Annotated in this window: 18 protein-coding genes; 12 read left to right on the forward strand and 6 right to left on the reverse strand. The window is 62.0% G+C overall.

All coding sequences use genetic code 11. The annotated features are described in order from the left end of the window. Positions 1-257: 257 nt before the first annotated feature. The 4 genes from APH27_RS26355 (at position 258) to yiaY (ending at position 3,889) form a co-directional block, all read left to right on the forward strand. Positions 258-416, forward strand: coding sequence for a hypothetical protein (locus APH27_RS26355; protein ID WP_156335866.1), 159 nt, complete (start codon positions 258-260; stop codon positions 414-416). A 67-nt stretch (positions 417-483) separates the two neighbouring features. Further along, positions 484-915: a PACE efflux transporter gene (locus tag APH27_RS08810; protein WP_027916674.1), complete on the forward strand. Its 432-nt coding sequence runs from the start codon at positions 484-486 to the stop codon at positions 913-915. A gap of 184 nt (positions 916-1,099) precedes the next feature. Beyond that, positions 1,100-2,662 carry a threonine ammonia-lyase, biosynthetic gene (gene ilvA, locus APH27_RS08815; protein WP_082435065.1) on the forward strand — a complete coding sequence of 521 codons (1,563 nt, stop codon included), beginning with the start codon at positions 1,100-1,102 and terminating at the stop codon, positions 2,660-2,662. 78 nt (positions 2,663-2,740) lie between these two features. Then, positions 2,741-3,889, forward strand: a complete 1,149-nt coding sequence (yiaY, locus tag APH27_RS08820) for an L-threonine dehydrogenase (RefSeq protein WP_027916672.1) — start codon at positions 2,741-2,743, stop codon at positions 3,887-3,889. Positions 3,890-4,015: 126 nt separating this feature from the next. Here yiaY and APH27_RS08825 read toward each other — a convergent pair whose 3' ends face one another. The 3 genes from APH27_RS08825 to APH27_RS08835 all read right to left on the reverse strand — a co-directional run bounded on the left by APH27_RS08825 (position 4,016) and on the right by APH27_RS08835 (position 7,463). Further along, positions 4,016-5,203 (reverse strand): hypothetical protein, encoded by a 1,188-nt coding sequence (locus APH27_RS08825; RefSeq protein ID WP_060484583.1) that lies wholly within the window; start codon positions 5,201-5,203, stop codon positions 4,016-4,018. Between the two features lie 63 nt (positions 5,204-5,266). Continuing rightward, positions 5,267-5,734, reverse strand: coding sequence for a VOC family protein (locus tag APH27_RS08830; RefSeq protein WP_060484584.1), 468 nt, complete (start codon positions 5,732-5,734; stop codon positions 5,267-5,269). Between the two features lie 109 nt (positions 5,735-5,843). Next, positions 5,844-7,463 (reverse strand): NADP-dependent glyceraldehyde-3-phosphate dehydrogenase, encoded by a 1,620-nt coding sequence (locus APH27_RS08835; protein WP_027916669.1) that lies wholly within the window; start codon positions 7,461-7,463, stop codon positions 5,844-5,846. A 138-nt stretch (positions 7,464-7,601) separates the two neighbouring features. On the opposite strand from APH27_RS08835, the gene APH27_RS08840 reads away from it, so the two are divergent. Continuing rightward, positions 7,602-9,203: a bifunctional diguanylate cyclase/phosphodiesterase gene (locus APH27_RS08840; protein WP_050437152.1), complete on the forward strand. Its 1,602-nt coding sequence runs from the start codon at positions 7,602-7,604 to the stop codon at positions 9,201-9,203. A gap of 11 nt (positions 9,204-9,214) precedes the next feature. Here the strand turns inward: APH27_RS08840 and APH27_RS08845 are convergent, their stop codons facing one another. Then, positions 9,215-9,673, reverse strand: coding sequence for a hypothetical protein (locus APH27_RS08845; RefSeq protein WP_060484585.1), 459 nt, complete (start codon positions 9,671-9,673; stop codon positions 9,215-9,217). Positions 9,674-9,983: 310 nt separating this feature from the next. On the opposite strand from APH27_RS08845, the gene APH27_RS08850 reads away from it, so the two are divergent. From APH27_RS08850 to APH27_RS08875, 7 genes are all read left to right on the forward strand, one after another. Further along, a complete protein-coding gene (locus tag APH27_RS08850; protein ID WP_027916667.1) occupies positions 9,984-11,126 on the forward strand; it encodes a hypothetical protein in 1,143 nt (380 codons plus the stop codon). 52 nt (positions 11,127-11,178) lie between these two features. Continuing rightward, positions 11,179-12,297, forward strand: coding sequence for a glycosyltransferase family 61 protein (locus APH27_RS08855; RefSeq protein ID WP_060484586.1), 1,119 nt, complete (start codon positions 11,179-11,181; stop codon positions 12,295-12,297). Positions 12,298-12,664: 367 nt separating this feature from the next. Next, entirely contained in the window at positions 12,665-12,841 is a 177-nt protein-coding gene (gene eppA / locus APH27_RS26590) for an EPS-associated small membrane protein EppA (RefSeq protein WP_177331659.1), read from the forward strand. A gap of 290 nt (positions 12,842-13,131) precedes the next feature. Beyond that, positions 13,132-13,677 (forward strand): polysaccharide biosynthesis/export family protein, encoded by a 546-nt coding sequence (locus APH27_RS08860; RefSeq protein ID WP_027916665.1) that lies wholly within the window; start codon positions 13,132-13,134, stop codon positions 13,675-13,677. A 70-nt stretch (positions 13,678-13,747) separates the two neighbouring features. Further along, the gene (locus tag APH27_RS08865) at positions 13,748-14,821 is read left to right on the forward strand and encodes a hypothetical protein (protein ID WP_082435069.1); all 1,074 of its coding nucleotides are present in this window, start codon (positions 13,748-13,750) and stop codon (positions 14,819-14,821) included. Positions 14,822-14,841: 20 nt separating this feature from the next. Then, positions 14,842-16,407 carry a Wzz/FepE/Etk N-terminal domain-containing protein gene (locus APH27_RS08870; RefSeq protein WP_060484588.1) on the forward strand — a complete coding sequence of 522 codons (1,566 nt, stop codon included), beginning with the start codon at positions 14,842-14,844 and terminating at the stop codon, positions 16,405-16,407. Between the two features lie 11 nt (positions 16,408-16,418). Further along, positions 16,419-17,225: a CpsD/CapB family tyrosine-protein kinase gene (locus tag APH27_RS08875; RefSeq protein WP_027916662.1), complete on the forward strand. Its 807-nt coding sequence runs from the start codon at positions 16,419-16,421 to the stop codon at positions 17,223-17,225. 43 nt (positions 17,226-17,268) lie between these two features. Here APH27_RS08875 and galE read toward each other — a convergent pair whose 3' ends face one another. Next, positions 17,269-18,231 carry a UDP-glucose 4-epimerase GalE gene (gene galE / locus APH27_RS08880; RefSeq protein WP_060484589.1) on the reverse strand — a complete coding sequence of 321 codons (963 nt, stop codon included), beginning with the start codon at positions 18,229-18,231 and terminating at the stop codon, positions 17,269-17,271. A gap of 75 nt (positions 18,232-18,306) precedes the next feature. Then, entirely contained in the window at positions 18,307-20,907 is a 2,601-nt protein-coding gene (locus tag APH27_RS08885) for a cellulase family glycosylhydrolase (RefSeq protein ID WP_060484590.1), read from the reverse strand. Between the last annotated feature and the right edge of the window lie 4 nt (positions 20,908-20,911).

The raw sequence follows: 20,911 nt of genomic DNA on the forward strand, positions 1-20,911 counted from the left end.
TGTTCCTCGTTCGATTCCCTGGACGAAGTGGGTCGACCTGTCGCCGCTTGCAAGTGATTAGATACAAGCAGCTGGATGCGGGGTTGTCCAATGGGTGAGGAGTTCGGCGCGACAAGCCCAGCGCCTGTGAGACCGAGCGCCGCCCGCGCGGCGCAGCGCGGATAAATCCGCTCCCACATCTGTTTCGGGCCAGTTGTTGCTGTCAGTCCATCGCTGTCCGCCTTGGTGCACCACTGTAGACCGATGGAGCAGCGTCAATGCCCACCGAGATGTATCGCCGTGCCAACCAGGCGGGCCCTGTTGGCCTCACAGGCGTGACGGGCCCGAAACAGATGTGGGAGCGGATTTATCCGCGATGCGCCGCGCGGGCGGCGCTCGATCTGCGCACCCTCGCAAAACCCAAGGCGGGCACCTGACCGAACAACCTTTTTCTTCAAGCATTCATCTTGTACTTTGTCAGGCCGTATCTCGATGGAGCTCAACATGCAAGGCAAGGCACGCAAGATCGTCCAGGCCATTCTCTACGAAGCCATCGCCGTAGCCTGCGTGGCGCCGGCGCTGGAACTGGCGTTTGGCGCCGGCATGGCGCAGTCGACCGTGCTGTCGATCCTGATGTCGGGCATCGCCATGAGCTGGAACATGGGCTACAACTGGGCCTTCGAGCGCTGGGAAGCACGCCAGCAGCAACGCGAGCGCACCTTTATGCGGCGCCTGCTGCATGCCTTGGGCTTCGAGGGCGGGCTGGTGCTTATCTTGTTGCCACTGGTGGCGTACTGGCTGGATGTCAGCCTGTGGGCGGCGCTGCTCACCAACCTGGCACTCTTCGTGTTCTTCTTCGTCTATGCCTTTGTGTTCCAGTGGGGCTTCGACAAGGTCTTCGACGTGCCGCTGTCGGCGCAGCAAGCCAAGTGTTGACTTGGCCAAGCCAGGCGGGATAACTTCGCTACCCATGAAAACCTTCCAGCACGTCAACGCCATTATTATTACCGCCATTATCAGTTTGGCGGGCTAGCGCGTACGTGCACCGAACCCGCCCTGGAGGCGGGTTTTTTCTCTCTGACTCCTGGGCAACGTGAACAAAGCCAAGGAGTTGCAACCGATGACCAGCCTCAACGTCAACCCTCGTACCCCGTCCACCCCGCAGCAGCTGCTATCGGAACAGGTGCGCCGCATCCTGTCCGCGCCGGTGTACGACCTGGCCATCGAGACGCCCCTGCAAGCTGCCCCCGCGCTCTCTGCCAGCCTCGGCAACCAGGTGCTGCTCAAGCGTGAAGACTTGCAACCAACCTTCTCGTTCAAGATCCGCGGCGCCTATACCCGGCTGTCGCGCCTGAGCCGCGCCCAGCGCGAACGCGGCGTGATCACCGCCTCTGCCGGCAACCATGCCCAGGGCGTGGCCATGGCGGCTGCGCACCTGGGCATGAAGGCGACCATCGTCATGCCCACCACCACGCCGTCGCTCAAGGTCGAAGGGGTGCGCTCGCGGGGTGGCCATGTGGTGCTGCACGGCGAAAGCTTTCCGCATGCCCTGGCCCACGCATTGACGTTGGCCGACAGCGAAGGGGCGACCTTCGTGCCGCCGTTCGACGACCCGGACGTGATCGCCGGCCAGGGCACTGTGGGCATGGAGATCCTGCGCCAGCAACCGGGTGCGCTGGACGCGATCTTCGTGCCGGTCGGCGGCGGCGGGCTGGTCGCGGGCATTGCCGCCTACGTGAAATACCTGCGCCCCGAGGTCAAGGTGATCGGTGTCGAACCGGAGGACTCCAACTGCCTGCAGGCTGCCATGGCGGCGGGCGAGCGGGTGATCCTGCCGCAGGTCGGCACTTTCGCCGATGGCGTGGCGGTGGCGCAGATCGGTGCCCATTGCTTCGAACTGTGCCGGCATTTTGTCGATGAAGTGGTGACCGTCAGCAGCGATGAACTGTGCGCGGCAATCAAGGACATCTATGACGATACCCGCTCGATCACCGAACCCTCAGGTGCCCTGGCCGTGGCCGGGATCAAGAAGTACGTGGCCCGCGAGGGCGTGCAGGGGCAGACCCTGGTGGCCATCGACTCCGGCGCCAACGTCAACTTCGACCGCCTGCGCCACGTGGCCGAGCGGGCCGAGCTGGGCGAGCAGCGGGAAGCGATCATCGCCGTGACCATCCCCGAACAGCCCGGCGCCTTCCGGGCCTTCTGCCAGGCGCTGGGCAAGCGGCAGATCACCGAGTTCAACTACCGCTATTACCCGGGCAAGGAGGCGCGCCTGTTCGTTGGCGTGCAGACCCACCCACTGCACGACCCACGCGAGCAACTGCTGGCCAGCCTGCGCGGGCAGGGCTACAGCGTGCTCGACCTGACCGACAACGAACTGGCCAAGCTGCATGTGCGCCATACCGTGGGTGGGCATGCAGCGCCAGGCGCCGATGAGCGGGTGCTGCGCTTCGAATTCCCCGAGCGGCCAGGGGCACTGCTGGGGTTCCTGGAGCGGCTGGGCAAGCGCTGGAACATCAGCCTGTTCCATTACCGCAACCACGGCGCGGCGGAGGCGCGGGTGTTGGCGGCGCTGCAAGTGCCGGCCGACGAGCAGGCCAGCCTGCCCCAGGCGCTGGATGAAATGGGCTACCGCTACTGGGACGAAACCGCTAATCCGGCTTACCAGCTGTTCCTTGGCTAACGTTGCCCTGGATCAACATCGCGTTCATTGAACGGGCGGATGCTCATGGGCAGACAGACCTGCCAGGAGGATCCGGTCATGAGCAGCACCTTCTTCATTCCGCCCGTCAATATCATGGGCATCGATTGCCTCGACGAGGCCATGGCCGCAATTGCCGGTTATGGCTTGCGCAAGGCGCTGATCGTTACCGACCAGGGCCTGGCCAAGGCCGGTGTCGCCGCCCGTATCGGGCGCATGCTGGCCTTGCAGGATATCGACTCGGTGGTGTTCGACGGCGCCAAGCCCAACCCCAGCATCGCCAATGTCGAGGCGGGCCTTGCCCTGTTGCAGCGCGAGCGCTGCGACTGCGTGGTATCGCTGGGTGGTGGCTCGCCCCATGACTGCGCCAAGGGCATTGCCCTGTGCGCCACCAATGGCGGGCCTATCAGCGACTATGAAGGTGTCGACCGCTCCCGCAAGCCGCAGCTGCCGCTGATCGCCATCAACACCACGGCAGGCACGGCCAGTGAAATGACCCGCTTCTGCATCATTACCGACGAAAGCCGCCATGTGAAAATGGCCATCGTCGACCGCAACGTCACACCGATTCTCTCGGTCAACGACCCGGCACTGATGGTCGCCATGCCCAAGGGGCTGACGGCGGCCACCGGCATGGACGCATTGACCCACGCCATCGAGGCCTATGTGTCGACGGCGGCCACGCCGATCACCGATGCCTGCGCACTCAAGGCCATCAGCCTGATCAGCGAGAACCTGCGCCAGGCCGTGAACGATGGCAACGACCTGCAGGCGCGGGAGAACATGGCCTACGCGCAGTTCCTGGCCGGTATGGCGTTCAACAATGCCTCGCTGGGCTATGTGCATGCCATGGCCCACCAGTTGGGTGGTTACTACGACTTGCCCCATGGCGTGTGCAATGCCGTGCTGTTGCCCCATGTGCAGCGTTTCAATGCCAAGGTCAGTGCCGCGCGCCTGCGCGATGTGGCCAAGGCCATGGGCATCAAGGTCTGCGGGCTGGACGCGGAGCAGGGCGCGGGGGCGGCGATATCGGCCATCGAGCACCTGGCGGCAGCGGTTGGCATTCCTGCAGGGTTGGCGGAGCTGGGGGCCAAGCTCGAGGATGTCGGCATCCTGGCGGAGAATGCCTTGAAAGATGCCTGTGGGCTGACCAACCCGCGGCCGGCCAGCCAGGATGAGATCGAGGGGATTTTCCGGGCTGCGTTTTAGTCGAAAGTGATTTGGCTGCACCGGCCTCTTCGCGGCTAAAGCCGCTCCTACAGGTATGGCGCCCATTTCAGATTCAGCGCGATCCCTGTAGGAGCGGCTTTAGCCGCAAAGCAGGCGACACGGTCTTTAGCGCTCGCGCATGAAGAACCCGGCCACATACTTGCGGAAGGTTTCCAGGCTCTTGAAGTCGGCATAGCGCTTGAAGTTCTCGGCATCGGGCTCCGGCCCGATCGGTTTCTCCAGCAACGACACCGACAGCACCCGGTCCTGATCCGAGGTCAGCACCAGCTCATCCATCACCTGACCACCGATCACCGGTCGGCGCATCTGCACTTTCACACCTTTGCTGGCCATCCAGTCGATCAGCGACACCAGCGCCTTGAGTGGCTCACGCTCCTCGTCGCGGTACACCGGGAACAGGTGCGCGCGCGACAGCACCGGCACACTCGCCACGTGGATCAATTCATAGAAGTGGCTGCCCGCCGTGGTGGGCGAGTAGAGGGCCAGCGCCAACAGTGGGCCCGACGCCCGGCTGCCGCCCCAATACAAATGGTGCCCCTGGAAGTCGAAACCGTCCTCACTGCGGTTGTTGAACAGCTTGCGCCCCTTGATCTGGTCGACGCAATCCAGCAACAGGCCATGGCGGCGGTGGTTGCCGAACACCGTGGCTTCGCGCAGGCGGGACTTGAGCATCATCATGTGCTTCATGTCCAGTCGGGTTTCCAGGTAGTTGCCGGCCGGCACCCGTTCTAGCAGCGGGTAACGGCTGGCGACACTGCGCAGCTCGGCGAACTGGCTGGTGAGGTCTTTCTTCAGGTGCGTGGCGTAGAGGTTCAGGCCGCTGATCTCGACCCAGGTCAGCAGCAGCGACAACAGGCGCTGCTGTTCGCGCCGGTCGTTGCCGTCCGCCACGCCTGTGCTGGTATCGCTGGCAGGGCGGAAATCACCGATCAGGCGCAGTGGGGTGTCAGGAGCCAGCCAGGCGGCTGGTGTGACGGGTTCATCCTCGCGCTCGCTGGCTTCTCGTTCGTCCTTGGTGAACGGGCAGCCGGGTGCATGCTCGGCAGTGCCCGGGTTGTTCTTCAAAAACAGCGTGCCGGTGCTGCCATTAAGGGTGACATTGAGCACCGGCAAGGCATCCTTGCGGCAATCGCAGGCCAGCCAGTGGTTGGCGCTGCGCACCTTCATCAGCAGCTGGTTGGCCTGCAGCAGGCGCGGCCCGGCGAGGCTGCCGGTGGCGAAACCGACCAGCAGTTCCTCTTCGGCCGGGGTCAGGCTGCGCACCTGCGCGGCGGTTTTGTCGATGATTCGCATGAAGCAGCTCCAAGCTACGAGCCTCAAGCTTCAAGCAAACGCGCCGCGCTTTCAACTCGTCGCTCAGTTGCCGGCGAACATCTTGGCGGCGCGGGCGCGGATTTCGTCGGGGGTCAGGTCTTCCTTGTGGGTGGACACGAACCAGATATTGCCGAATGGGTCTTTCAGGGTGCCGCTGCGGTCGCCGTAGAACTGGTCCGTCACCGGGTGCAGCTGGGTGGCGCCGGCGGCCAGGGCCTGGGCGTAGACCTCGTCGCAGTCCTCGACATACAGATGCAGGCCTACGCCAGCACCGGCGAGTTTCTGGCTGGCGGTCAGGCCGCCCTCGCGGTCGCAGGGGTCACCGAGCATGAGTGACGAGTCGCCGATGCGCAGTTCGGCGTGGCCGACGGTGCCGTCCGGGCCTTCGAGGCGGAACATCTCTGAAGCGCCAAAGGCCTGCTTGTAGAACTCGATGGCCTTGGCGGCGTTATTGATGGCCAGGTAAGCGGTGATGCTGTGCTGGCCATCGGGGATGGGTTTGGCAGCCATGTTCGACGCTCCTTTGCAATGGGCGCCGATGGGCGCCCTGATGCTTAGAGTCGTCTGCGCAGATGGAAAATCGACAATGACCCTAGATCGATTCTCTATAAGCGCGCGGTCAGAAGATGTAGTCGGTGGTCAGGAAGCTCGATTGGCGGTTGCGGATGATTTCGCTGATCAGCTCCTTGTTCGCTTCCTGGAAGCGAGTCGCGACCAAGGTCCGGATGGAGAACACGCGCAAGGCATCGTGCACCGACAGTGTCCCTTCGGCGCTGTTCTTGCGGCCGTTGAACGGGTAGGTGTCGGGGCCGCGCTGGCACTGCGCGTTGAGGTTGATGCGGCCGACCTGGTTGGCAAAGATGTCGACCAGGCTGCCGATGGTTGCCGGGTCGTTGCCGAACAGGCTCAGTTGCTGGCCGTAGTCGGAGTCGAGCACGTAGTCGATCACGGTCTGCAGGTCGCGGTAAGGCACCACCGGCACCACCGGGCCGAACTGCTCCTCGTGATACACGCGCATGTCGCGATTCACCGGGTAGAGCAGGGCGGGGTAGAAGAACGAACCGCGGCTTTGCCCGCCACCTTCGTTGAGTACCCGTGCGCCCTTGGCCGTGGCATCGGCCACCAGTTGGTCGAGGTAATCGACCTTGCCTTGCTCCGGCAGCGGCGTCAGCGCAACGCCGGGTTCCCAAGGCATGCCCGGCTTGAGCGCAGCGAGCTTGCGCTGGAACTTGTCGAGGAAGGCTTCGACCACATCTTCATGGACGAACAGGATCTTCAGCGCCGTGCAGCGTTGGCCATTGAACGACAGCGCGCCGGTAACGGCCTCTTCCACGGCGTTGTCCAGGTCCACCTGGGGCAGGACGATGCCGGGGTTCTTCGCGTCCAGGCCCAGCGCCGCACGCAGCCGGTGCGGGCGTGGGTGCAGTTTCTTCAGGTCGCTGGCCGCCTTGTGGGTACCGATGAAAGCGAACACATCGACCTTGCCGCTGGCCATCAGCGCACTGACCGTTTCCCGGCCACGGCCGTAGATCACGTTGATTACACCCGGCGGGAAGCTGTCGCGGAACGCTTCGAGCAGCGGGCGGATCAGCAGCACGCCGAACTTGGCCGGCTTGAACACCACGGTGTTGCCCATGATCAGCGCCGGAATCAGCGTGGTGAAGGTTTCGTTGAGCGGGTAATTGTACGGGCCCATGCACAGCGCCACGCCCAGCGGCGCACGGCGGATCTGGCCGAGGGTGCCTTGTTCGAGCTCGAAGCGGCTGGAGCGGCGGTCGAGGTCCTTGAGGGCGTTGATGGTATCGACGATGTAGTCGCAGGTGCGGTCGAATTCCTTTTCCGAATCCTTGAGGTTCTTGCCGATCTCCCACATCAGCAGCTTGACCACGGCGGTGCGCTGCTCACGCATGCGCGCGAGGAAGGTTTCCACATGCTGGATGCGTTCGGCCACGCGCATGTTCGGCCAGGCACCGCGGCCCTTGTCGTAGGCGTTTACCGCCGCGTCCAGGGCGGTAAGGGCGGTGTCGGCGTCGAGCAGTGGCGCGCTGCCGAGCACGACCTGGCGTTCGCTGTCCGCTTCCTTCAGCCAGACTGGGCTGCGTACCGTGGCCAACGGCCCGTCCCAGCGCCTGAGTTCACCGTTCACCAGGTAGTCGCGTTGTTCCAGCGGTGCATCAAGGCGCCAGTTTTCGGGAATGTTGCCGGCGGCAGGAAACAGCGAATCGAGCAGATGATCCATGGGTACTGCACCTCACGTGTCTGGACGGGTGAAACGCTTCAGCTTCGAGCATGCACCCTGAGCAAGAAAAACACCAGTCTGGCTCAATATTGCGTGGGCCGCGCCGATACAGGGGCAATCGCCCACACCTGCAGGCTTATGACCCCGTCCAATTCCCCGATGACCCACGAACAGAAACCGACTGCCGGCACGCCGCGTCGTGCCCTTTGCCGCTTGTTGCCGGTCGGTGTTTCCCTGGCCGGCATCGGCGTGTCCATGGTGCTTGGCCACGTGGACATACAGCGCCAGCAAAGCCAGCAGGATGCCAGCCTGTTCCACTCGCCGCTGTTTTGGTTCGCCCTGACCTGCAGCGGCCTGCTCAGCCTGTTCATTGCCCAGATCAACCGCAAGCAGCGTCAGCTGCACCAGCGTAATCGTGAATTGCAGCGCTCGCAGGCCCAGCTGGAACGCCTGGCGCACTATGACACCATCACCGGGTTACCCAATCGGGTGTTGTTCCAGCAGCAATTGGCCGAGGCCACTGCCGAGGGCCATGGCCTGGCCGTGTTGCTGCTGGACATCGACGGTTTCAAGCAGGTCAACGACAGCCTTGGCCACGCCATGGGCGATCTGCTGCTGCAACAGGCGACAGCGCGCTTCCTGCAGGAGCTCGACAGCAGCGACCGGGTGTGCCGGCTTGGCGGCGATGAATTCGTGTTCATGCTCCAGGGCACCCAGGGCCAGGTCAGCCATCAGCTTCGGCAACTGCTGCGCTGCCTGCAGCGGCCGTTCGACCTTAACGGCAACACCGCGCTGGTGACCGGCAGCATCGGCCTGGCCTGGTGCCCGCAGCATGGCGAAGACGTGGGCAGCTTGTTGCGCCATGCCGACACCGCCATGTACGCGGCCAAGGAAGGCGGCCGCAACGCTTGGCGCCCCTATCACCCCGACATGACCGCACGGCTGCACCAGCGCCTGGAACTGGAGCGCAATTTGCGCCGGGCGTTGCAGGATAACGAGTTCGAATTGTGGTACCAGCCCAAGGTCGACCTGTTCAGCGGTCAGCTGGAAGGGGTCGAGGCGCTGCTGCGCTGGCGCGACCCGGAACATGGGCTGATACCCCCTGGCGATTTCATCCCGCTGGCCGAGCGCAGTGGCCTGATCATTCCCTTGGGGGAGCGGGTGCTCGACCTGGCCTGTGCGCAATTGGCGGCGTGGCGCGCCGCCGACTGCCTGCCGGGGCCTCTGGCGGTCAATGTGGCGGCGCTGCAGATCGAGCGCAGCGACTACGTCTCGAGCCTGGCCATGGCCCTGGAGCGCCATGGCCTGGCACCCAACATGCTGGAGGTGGAAATCACCGAAAGCCTGTTGATGGAAAGCCAGCAACAGGCGTGCGCGGCCCTGGCCCAGCTGCAGGCCATGGGCGTGGCCACGGCGGTGGACGACTTTGGCACCGGCTATTCGTCGCTGGCTTACCTGCGCGCCTTGCCCATCGACCACCTGAAGATCGACCGGGCGTTCATCAAGGATTTGCCGGATGACGATGACGCGGTGGCCATTGCCCGGGCGATCATCGACCTGGGGCATGCGCTGGGCTACCGCATCACTGCCGAAGGGATCGAGACCCAGCAGCAGTATGATTTCCTGCGCAATGCCGGGTGTGACCAGGGCCAGGGCTACCTGCTGGGGCGGCCGATGCCGGCCGCCGAGTTGCAGAAATGGGTGGTGGGCAACCCGCTCAGGGCGCGATTGCCGCGTTAATGGCAGGGTGCTTACCGCGCCATGTTGAAAAGCTCACGGGCCGGTTGCCCGAGTACGTGTCGACGTAATTGCAGGTTTCGGTCGATCGCCCTCAGACGGCGCCAGAACGCTGCGCGGGCTCGCCTCGGGCGCGAAGTGAATGGATCAAGGTCGAGCAGCACCCAATCATCCCTGGCGCGCTCCGATGCCAGCTTAAAATGCACGGCTGGCGTCTGTGGCCCAGTCACCGCTGTCGCTTGCACAGTGTTCGGCGTCACCTGGATTGCATCGCGATTGGAAATTGCACGTTCGTTGATGAACGATTCGTCATCGGCAAAGTGCTGCAGCGCGGCCTGCAACAACAAATTGTCAGGACGGTGGCTGTAGAGAAAGCGCAATACTTGCCAATTCCAGCTTCGGTCCACGCGCAGACGTTCACTGGTGCGCAGCGGTTCAGTGAAACCGCGCTCGGCCAGGCGTGCCTGCAGCATCGTTGGCCTGCAGACGGAGCGGTAGTGGGGTACCGCAACGTTCACGTGTGTGAAATAAGCCAGGTATATAGCAAAAGTAATACCGCCCGTTTGTGCGGCATGGTGTTTTTTGACGTCATGAAATAGGCCCGCATGCTGTCAAAATGCCGCTTGCCAAGGCGCGCGCTTGCATCTTAAATTGTTACTGAATGTGAGGCGGGTTAAGCTAATTGATGTTATATGCATCAAGGACTTATGTGTGCATTCGCAGTTTTATCATGCTCTTTCCCGATCAGCCCCATTGGCAACAGCAAAGGACGTTGAAGAAGACATGAAAGCGAAGCTGACGGCTGTTGCGCGAAAATTCATCTCGCCCTCCATGCGCTACGAAATACGAAATGTATCAGACAAGTTACGCGAAGCGGTTGGGCGTGCCTGTTTCTGGCGATGGGAAGTCGCAAGGTTCAGCCTGCGGCAGCAAAGCCCCTACGAAATTCTTTACATCGGCCGCAAGCAGCAACGGGAAATGGCCAGCCTGCTGATTGGCGGCAAGGATCAGGCGCCGGTATCGTTGGCGGCCAGCGGCGCCAAGCGCCCGGTGGTGCTGGTAAGTGAACTGCCCACTGCCGGCGCATTGTCGGTGCCGCATTATGTCAGCGCGGTGGTGCCCCTGGGGCGGCCACTGGACGAGATCATTGCCCGCTACGACAGCGAACTGCGCCGCAGTATCCGCAAGAACCGGTCGCTGTACCAGATGCGCCCGGTGATGTCGGATGAAGAAATCGCCATGGCCGACCGTGACCTGCTGCGGCCATACGCCACCGCCAGGCAGGGCAGCAAGGCGGCGCAGTTTCCCACCGAAGAAGTGTTCCGCCTGGCCAAAGGCTATGGGCGGCTCGATCTGATCACGCTCGATGACGAGGTGGTCGCCTGCCATCTGGGCTGTGAGGTCATCCGCGGTGGCAAGCGTTACTGGAGCACATTGCGTTTTGGCTATTGCGAAAGTGTGTTTTCGGACGCAAAAAAGCTGCGCGAAGTCAATTCCATGACCACCTTCATGACGCTGGAATGGGCGTTGGCCAATGGTTTCGATTACCACGATATCGGCCTGTGCGTGGCGCGTCCGGATGACGGGTTGCTGAGGTGGAAGCGCAGGCGTGGCGGTGATGTGGACACCCTGAACAACCATGCCTGCCTGTTCGTGCGCCTGCCCAGAACCGGCAAGGCGGACTTCCTCTGGGAAACGCCACTGTTTGCAATGGAAGGCAACAAGGTCACCTTGCACCTGGGCCTGCCAGATACAGCCAGCGACGAGGAAATTGCCAGCCGTTATCAGGAAATGGTGTTTGGCGGCCTGCACAAGATCTACCTGTACAGCGCCAGGCGGGCAGAGGAGGTGTTCCTGCAGACGCTGCGCAGCCGCTATGCGGGCTTTCCCAGCCCACCGATTCTGGAACACGTTGCCTGTCAATGACAGGTAGCCGTGCCGACGCATGTACTGACCTGGCCTTCAAGGGAGGGCGCAAATGGGTACTGATATTTCCAGGTTCGCTACGCCAAGCGGTTTCGGCCGCCACAGATGGACACTGGCTGCCTACAGCGCCATGGTCAGGAAGCGTCTGGGGCACCAGCCCGGTCTGGAACTCAAGAGCCTGGCCGAAAAAAGCTGGGATATCGCGCCGGGTGGCAGCGCCGTTTCGCCTGCGGCGATTTTCCTGCCCGGCCAGATGGAACGGGTCACGGGTTGGCAAGAGAAAGAATTCTTTCCTTACGTGCACCCTGGCCCGACCATGCGGGGTGGGCTGTCGGTCACGCACGGCCCGACGCGCGGCTATTTGCTGAAGGATGTGTGGCTGATCGATGGTGCGCTGTACAAGGGCAAGGCAAGCCAGTGGCTGTCGTTGCGGCAAGCTACCATTCCCTCGCTGAGGGTCGAGCACGAGATCGAGCGTGCGGCTATCTACTGCACGCACAACGGCAACAGCTGGTTCGGTACGTGGATGATGGAGGATTGCCCGACCTATGCCCTGGCCAGCAATGAGGGCGTGCCGGTAACCATTGCGCCATCGGCACGTTATCCGCTGTTTACTCAAGCGCCGGCATACGAGGCCTGGCTGGGCATGCAGCCCCTGCGCCTGCGCACGGCCTTGTTTCGCGAGCTGGTGCTGTTCGACGACATGAGCAACAACGACAGCCGTTTCCAGCGTTTTCGCGACATGGGGAACAAGCTGCTGGCCCATGTTTCCCATGCGCCGCACCCTGGCGTGTTCATTCTGCGTGGCGCCGATGGCGAGCGGCGCATGTTGCGCAATGAACTGGAACTGGCCGAGCACCTGCGCAAGTCACGGGGTTTCAGGGTTATCAACCCGCTGAGGATGCAGGTGCCGGAAATCGTTGAAGCGTGTGCCGGCGCCCGCGTGGTGATGGGTGTCGAAGGCAGCCAACTGGTGCACGGTGTCAATGTCCTTCAGCCGGGTGGCACCGTGTTCGCCTTGCAGCCACCGAACCGCTTTGTCAGCTATTACAAGTTCCTGACCGACCGTGACGGTCAACACTTCGCGTTCGTGGTCGGGCAGCCAGACGGCGAGGGTTTCAGCATCAGTCTCGATGAAGTTGAGCGAACCTTGGACCTGTTGCCTGCCTGAATATTGGCGTGACGATTTTCATATCGATATAACAATGATTGCCGTTCAGTATTTCAGTAACGCAACAGTGGTGCCGCCCCTGTTTTGGCGTGTCATGCGAACAGGGGCGCCGCTGTTCACTTTTCAGCTTGTAACCTGTGCGGCTGAAAACCCTATGCCAGAGCCTTCCTGTCAAAAGATGCGCATACCGTCAGGCCTGCTGCAGCGCGGCGGCGGGTTTCTGACGCGACCATGTGGTGGTCATTAATTTTTATTATGGTGTCGGATCGTTGACGTAATATCATTCTGCCCATAAGCTCAAATCAGCAGCGATCAAGTCTTCCGCCACCTCAATAATAATGATCTGTCCTCTTTGCAGGAGGGGCACATGCGCTCGACTCTCTTCATCAAATCGATATTCCTGTTGGTGTTAATGAGTGGTGCAGCGCGAGCCGCAGACTCTTATATGAGTCAAACCAATATTGTGCCGCTGGCAACCGCAGGTTGGTTATTTGCATTTGCCATTATCGGCTTTGTGGCGGTGGCCAACAGAAAGAAGATCTAAGTTGTTTCAATGTTGCCGCCATGCCAATGGATTGACGCTAGAAAAGGGATATTTACGTTTTTCCGGCCGGCCAGTGCTTGTCAATTTTACAGCCGTTGCTATATTCCACTAGCCAGTGCCCCCAGTGGGTGCGAAGCGGCAGAGGCAAGGGTGGCGACATTGCGGCATCGGGCCTCGAGGAAGGTAGAGGCCAGCGCGGCGGGTAATGCCCCTGCGACGTGGAGCGAGAGGTTTGCTGCTGTTCTCATTCAGTGCTCTTAACCTGGGCCGACTGGCCGGAGGGATCCCTCATGGTACGTTTGCTGATGTCCGTTTTCTGTGCCTTGGTGGCTTGGTCTGGCACCGCCGCTGCCGACACTTCCTCTTCTGCCTACCTGTTAAGCCCTGGTGACAAAGTCATGATCTCGGTCTGGCAGGAAGATACCCTGCGTCAAGAAACCGTGGTCCTTCCCGATGGCAGTATCACCTTCCCGCTGGCGGGTCGCGTGGATGTCGCCGGCCTTGAAGCAACTGCCGTGGCGAAAAAAATCGAGACCGCACTGAAACCTTACCTGGCGCAGCCCAACGTCAGCGTGGTGGTCACCAGCACGGCTGGCAACCTTGTGTATGTCCAAGGCAAAGTGATCAAGCCCGGCCCGGTGCCGATGGCAGGCCCTACGGCGGTGCTTCAGGCCTTGAGCATGTCGGGTGGAATGGACAAATTCGCCGACGAAAGTGCCATCAAGGTCATTCGCGGCCAAAAGGTCATGCCGGTGCGATACAAGGATCTGGTTTCTGGGCGTGACATGTCCACCAACTTCCAACTTCAGGCTGGCGATACGCTGGTCGTACCTTGACTCTCCTAATAACTAAGAACGACTTGTGCCTATCAATAAAACGACGAGTGTTGTAACGGCAATCATGATGATGCCGTTCTCTGGGGTGGTTGATGCCGCTAGCTGGCAGTCTTCAGTCGAAGTTCCCACGACTGTCGAGTACGACAGCAACCCATTGCTCCTGACGTCCAAGGAGAAAGGTGTGACGCGTACCATCATTGCGCCTGATTACACCCTGGTAGGTCAGTTCGATCGCGACCAGTTGCGCATGGGCGTAGGCATGCATGTGCTGCGCTCATCCGACCGCTCGGTGATGGATGACCGTGAAGACCCCAACCTCAGGCTAGGCTGGCAGCGCGAAACCGAAAGCGGCGGCTTTGGCCTGCTGGCGCAATACGATGAAAGCTCGACGCTCTCCGGCGCGGTGCAGGATACCGGCGTGGTGACCACCACCGACGGCACGCAGAAGATGTCCAGGCTCTCGGGCAACTGGAGCAGCGCGGTGACCGAGCGCAGCACCTTGGCCAACGAACTTCGCTATTCCCATGCCAGCTACGACATCAGCTCGCTGACCGGTTATGACGAGTACGCCAACGACTTCAACTGGACGTACGCCTGGAGCGAGCGCACCGACATCATTACCCGTTTCGAGGCCCGGCGATACGAGCCGGACAGCGGCACTACGGCAATCGCCACCAACAGCTATGTCCCCAGTATTGGCGTCAAGTACCAGTTCTCTGACAGCTTGGTCGGCGACATGCATGTTGGTGTCAACCAGACCAACGGTGCCGGTACCCAGCGCCGTGGTGAAGGCGGTGCATCGCTGACCTACCGTGGCTCGCGTACCGAGGCCAACCTCAGTGCCGACCGCAGCACGATGTCCAACGCCCAGGGCGGCGCTGCCGAGATGGACACGGTACGTGCCGGCTGGAGCTACCTGGTCACTGAAACCACCCGGGTCGGCGCCGATGCCTGGTGGCAGGACAGCAAAGGGCAGAACCCCAACACCCTGCAGACTTACAGCGTCTGGGCCAGCCGGGCCTTTTCGCCAGCCTGGGACCTGCGTTTCTCGTTGCTGTACAAGAAGCGTGAACAGGATGGCCTGCCCGATGCCGACGCTACCATCGCTGGTTTGACGCTGACGTATAGATACCCCGACATCTGAACATCGGATTGGTGGCCACTATGAAATCTGAGTACGAGCTTTCTATCAAAGATTACATCGCCATCATCAAGGACCGTGCCTTGCTGTTGGGGGTTGTCATAGTGGTCGTGCTGGCGGCGACCGTGGGGGTGGCAATCAGCGTGCCACCGATCTATCAATCGACCGGGACCATTCTGGTGGAATCGCAGCAGATTTCCCCGGACCTGGTCTCGGCCGGCAACAACAGTTTTGCCGACGAGCGTATCGAGGTCATCCGCCAGCGGGTGATGACCCGCGAGAACCTGCTGCGGATCATCGACAAGTACAGCCTGTTTGCCGACCGCGGCAGCCGCCTCAGCGAAACCGACAAGATCGAGCAGATGCGCAGCGCCATCGTGGTGGCCACGCTCAGCACCTTTGTCAAAGGGCGCGGAGAGGCCACCGTGGCTTTCACCGTCTCCTACGAAGACAAACGCGCGGACGTGGCCAAGGAAGTGGCCGATGAACTGGTGTCGCTGTTCCTCAACGAGAACATGAAGCAGCGTACCGAGCGTGCCACCGAAACCACCGAATTCCTCACTCAGGAAGCCAACAAGCTCGGCGCCGAGCTGGCCGACCTGGAAAATCAGCTGGCAGACTTCAAGCAGACCCATTCCAATGCCTTGCCCGAGAACCAGCAACTGCGCATGAGCATGTTGTCGCGTTCCGAACTGGAATACCGCGAAGTGGACCGCGACTACAAGGCCGCGCAGGAAGAACTGCGCTACCTGGAGCTGGAACTTGCAGCGGCCAACTCCGGCGCCCCGGCCCAGGGCGCCAATGGCAGGGCCGTAGCCCCTGATCCGCAAGACCTGCCAGGGCTGAAGGCGGAGTATGCACGCCTGCTGACCAAGTACACCGAAGCGCACCCGGATGTGGTGGCAATCAAACGCAAGATCGACGTGCTCAAGGCTTCGGGCGACCAGGGCATCGCCGCCGCCGGGGCACTGAACCTGGATGCCGCCAGGGTGCGCACCAAGATGGCTGCGGCGCAGTCGCGCATCGCATCGCTGGCCGAGCAGAAGCGCCAGCTGACCACCAAGATGGAAGGCTACGAGGCCGATATCCTCGAAGCACCGCAAGTTGAACGCGGCCTGGTGACGCTGATGCGCGATCACGACAACGCGCGCAAGAAGTACGAAGAAATCCGCAACAAGGAAATGGGCGCGAAGATCACCGAAAGCCTCGAGCAGGAAAACAAGGCCGAGCGCTTCGTGTTGCTGGAGCCACCGCTGATGCCGGAAAAACCGGTCAAACCCAACCGCAAGAAAATTGTCGCCCTCGGCCTGGTGCTGGCCCCGGCCGCTGGCGGTGGCCTGGTGATGCTGCTGGAAATGCTCAATCAGCGCGTGCGCGGGGTCGGGGCGCTGGAAAGCGTGCTGGGCAGGCGCGTGCTGGTGGCGGTGCCGTATATCTCGACCAAGGCGGACAAGGCCAGGCGCAAGAAGCTGCTGTCGATGATGATCGGTGCCGGTTTGCTGCTGGTTGCTATCCTGTTGGTGGTCGTCCATGTGGTCTACATGCCGTTGGACCTCCTGCTTTACAAAGCGATGGCTCGGTTTGAATAGGGAGCGCAGCGATGGACAGAATTACGCCGGCTATTGGTAAGAACATTCACCAGGTTTCGCCTGCCACCTCCGAGACGGCGCAGGTGCCTTCGGTCATGGAAAAGCCCGGGGAGCTCGGCCAGTTCGATTATGTACAGACCAGGGTGGTGCCGCTGAATGCGGAGCTCCTGGAGCGTAACCGGATCGTTTCCTTCAACAAGAACTCGAACATGAGCGGGGCGATCGACCTGCTGCGCACTCAGGTGTTGCAGGCCATGGAGGACAATGGCTGGCGCACGCTGGCAATCACCTCGCCAACACCCGAGGCGGGCAAGACGGTGCTGGCCGTCAACCTGGCCATGAGCATCGCCCACCACACCAACAAGACGGCCTTGCTGGTGGACTTCGACCTGCGCCGCCCACGGGTGGGTAGCAGCCTCGGCCTGCCGATGGAGAAAGCGCTGAACGACGTGCTCAATGGCAAGGCCTGGCTCGAAGAGGCGCTGGTCAACCCGACGCTGCCTCGTTTTGTGGTGCTGCCGACGCGCGAGCCGGTACCGATGTCTACCGAGGTGCTGTCGTCACCCAAGGTCAGCAACCTGATCACCGACCTGCGCGACCGTTATGACTCTCGGATCTGCATTTTCGACTTGCCGCCGCTGCTGAGTTCGGATGACGCGATCACCGTGCTGCCGAAGTTCGACTGCGTGCTGCTGGTGGTGGCCAATGGCATGAACAGCAAGAAAGACATCGAAGATTGCCTGTATCACCTGGCCTCGTCGAATCTGGTTGGGGCGGTACTGAACAAGGCGGATGAGCAACCGCGGACCTATTACTGAGGGTTGGCCCCTTCGCGTCGAGCTGGCGCGAAGGGGTTGGCTGTTACTTCCAGGGGTATTTCTGCTCCCACGCCCACGCGTGACTGACGATCTCAGCCAGTGCACTGAACACGGGCTGCCAGCCCAGCACTGCCCTGGCTTTCTCAGCATCCGCCACGAGCCGAGGCGGGTCCCCGGCGCGGCGCGGCGCTTCGTTGACAGCGATCTGCCGGCCAGTCACCGTGCGCGCCGTCTCGATCACTTCCTGCACCGAAAAGCCCAGCCCGTTGCCCAGGTTGAAGGATACGGTTGCACCGTCGCTCAGCAGGTACTCGACCGCCAGCGCGTGCGCCGAAGCCAGGTCGGCAACGTGGATATAGTCACGTATGCAGGTGCCATCCGGGGTGTCGTAGTCATGGCCGAACACGGTCACGGCTTCGCGTCGCCCGGAGGCCGCCTGCAGAATCAGCGGAATCAAGTGGGTTTCCGGCTCATGGCATTCGCCCAGTTCACCCTCCGGGTCGGCGCCTGCCGCGTTGAAGTAACGCAAGCTTACCGAGCGCAGGCCATATGCCTGGTCGAAGTCCTGGAGCATCTGTTCAACCATCCACTTGCTGCGCCCGTAGGGGTTGATCGGCAGCTTCGGGTGTTGCTCGTCGATGGGCACATACTGAGGGTCGCCATACACGGCGGCACTTGACGAGAAGATCAGCCGCTTGATACCTGCCCGTACCATGGCCTCGAGCAGGCTCAGGGTCGCGCAGACGTTGTTCAGGTAGTACTTGTCGGGGTCGACCACCGACTCACCGACCTGGATGAACGACGCGAAATGGAACACCGCGTCGAAGTGATAATCGCTGAACAAAGCGTCGAGCGCGTGGCCGTCGGCGATGTCCAGGCATACCCATTCGATGCCGGGTGCCGGCGCCTCAAGGTCCGCCACCACCACCTCATGGCCGGCACGCAGCAGGTGCTTGACCATATGTGAGCCGATATAACCTGCACCACCGACAACCAAGTACTTCATCCAATCCTCCTGGAACAGACGCAGCGTCGAATGCCTGGAATACAGGGCTTCAATGACTGTAGATGGCGATATGCCCTATTTCAAGAACAGCCAGTTGGCCATGTGCTGGCCATCGAAGGTGATCAGATAACGCCCATCCTTGTAGCTCGCCGGCAGGTTTTTTTCCTGGCCGTCGCTGCTGCGGCTGTAGAGTTTCAGGCCCGCCGGTGCCTTGATGCTCAGGCTGCCTTGCAGGGGTTCGACATGGAACGGCGTTACGTCGTCGGGCCTGGGCACGGCGCGGCTGCCCAGCGAAATCAGCAGGCTGCGTGACTGGGTGAGCGGTTTGGCGTCCAGGCTCTGCACCACGACGCTGGCGTAGGCGGTTTTCAGCTGGAGCTGGATGTCACCCACGTTGAGCGACTGGCCGCCCAACCATCCGGTTGCCGCCTGCGTCATGGGTGTATCGATGGTGTACAGGCCCTGTTGCCAGTTGTGCCGCAGCTCGCCGGTGTCGGTTACCGCCTCACTGGCATCGCTATCGATCAGCGACTGACCAGGGTCTTTCAGTACCTGCGCATCTGCAGGTAGTGCGCCGGCTTGCAACCATGGCAACTCCGGGGTTTGCGGCATGGCGATCTGCAGGCGGCCTTTCTCCATGGCCGTGCGCAGCATCACCGAGTTGGCCGGGGAGATCTCCTGGTTGAACAGGGTGGCTGCAGTGGGCGCGAAAACGTAGCGGGTCTTGGCCGGGTGCACGTCCTGGCGCCGATAGAGCAGGGCGGCCGCGGGGAGGGTGGCGATCAGCCCCGGGTCGTTGTAGGCGTTCCAGTTGTCGGCCCGGCGCCACTGTTCATAAAACGCTTGCTGGCTGTAGGCGTATTGCATGATCGCGTCCCAACCCTGATGGCTGCCGGTGCCGGCCACGTAAAGCGGCAGTGAATGGCGATCAGGCAAGGGGAAGGGTTCGGCGTTCCATTCGGTGACGGTCATCGGCTTGCCCAGCACCTGGGCCGCACCCAGCCAGTGGATCATGCCGTCGCTGCTCAGCGGGTTCTTCTCCAGCTGGCCGAGCCCACCGTAGCTGTGCGCGTCGACCACGTCGCCAGCGGTCAGTGCTGGTAGCGAGGACAGGCCGTTGAGGCCCCAGGTGCTGGTGGTGGCGATCGGCACCTTGACCCCGAGGGTGCGCAGGTAGCTGATCATGTCGGCGTAGAAGCGCTGCTCCAGGTCGTTGAGAAACAGCTTCGAGGGGCCGTGCTCCCAGGCGCGCCAGGTCTTGTCCGCCGGCAAGTCGTGGCGCTCGGCGAAGGCTTTGGCCTGATCCATGTAGAGGCGGTTGTGCTTGGGGACATTCTTGTCGGGCAGCAGCGCATTGCCGAAGTGGTGGGTGACGTCGTTCTCGTTGGTGATCAGCACTGCGGCAATTGCCGGGTCGTCCTTGTAGGCGAGCCCGGTGTAGCTGTTGACGTGGGTCAGGTACTGCTCGGCAAAGCGCTTCATCGCTTGCTGCATGGTGACGTTGACGAACAGGTAGCCCTTGAGGCTGGCGACCGAGTGCTCCTTGGGCAGCTCGTCGAAGCCATAGATGTTGTCCGCTGCGGTGAGCGGGCGTGACACATGCAGGTCGAGCCACACGTAGATGCCTTCGTCCTTGAGGCTCTTGATCCACAGGTCGATCTTCTTCAGCGACTCGTCACTGAGCTGCTGGGTATCCTTGAGCTGCTGCAAGTCACCGAAGACGTTGGGTGTCACCCAAGGGGAGTCGTGGTGGTGCAGGCGTACGAGGTTGAAGCCCAGGGCCGACAAGCGCTTGGCCTGTTGCTTGATTTCCTCGTCGGGCGTGCGGAACAGCGAGTAGGCCGCCATGTTGGTGCCCCAGAAGCGCACCGGTGTGCCGTCAGCGAACACCAGCTGTTCGCCATCGGCCTTGACGAAACCGCGCTTGCCGGCCGGTTTTTCCGCGGCGTTGAGGAACGACAGGTCAACCGGTGAGGTGCGCCAGTCGAGCTGGTCATCTGGCCAGGACGCGGGGTCGGTGATGCCAAAGCGTTCAGTGGCGGTCTGGCCGATGGTGATATCGCCGGTCACGCTCAGCTGCGCCTTGATCTGCTGTTGCCCGGGCTTGATCGGGTCGGTGTAGAAGAAGGTGCGTACCTGGTCGGTGTTGCCCCGTTCGAAATAGACCTTGGCCAGCGGTGGGTCGAAGCGCATTTCGACATGCGGCCCTTTGGGGTTCTTGCCCCACGCCCAGCCGCGGTTTTCCGGTAACAGCACGGGGTCGCCCATTTCCCCGGCGATCAGCGTGGGGTCGAAGCGCCAGACGATGCCGCCGCCCATCACGCCACTCTGCCTGCTGTGCGCCTGCAGGTCGAAGTCCCAGGTGAGGGTTTGCGCCTGGGGCTTCTGGATGTCGGCCTTCAGGTCGAAGTCCAGGTCCTTGTTGCTGCCGGTCACCGTGTAGCGGTAGGGCCCTTCGACCTTGAGCGCTGGATAGAACCCCGTCCAGCCCCAGTTCGCGCCCCAGAAATCGAAGCTGGGCACGAAAGCCGGGCCACCGCCGTGGGTCAGGGTGGGCAAACCGTTCTGTTCGTCCACACGCACGATCCAGTCTGACGCCCAGCCGCTGATGGGCAATGCCAGCAGACCGACGAGTAACGATGTGCGGGTCCATGTACACAGGGCAAGGCTGGGCATCTGA

The sequence above is a fragment of the Pseudomonas sp. NBRC 111123 genome (genome assembly GCF_001320205.1).
GTDB lineage: Bacteria > Pseudomonadota > Gammaproteobacteria > Pseudomonadales > Pseudomonadaceae > Aquipseudomonas > Aquipseudomonas putida_J.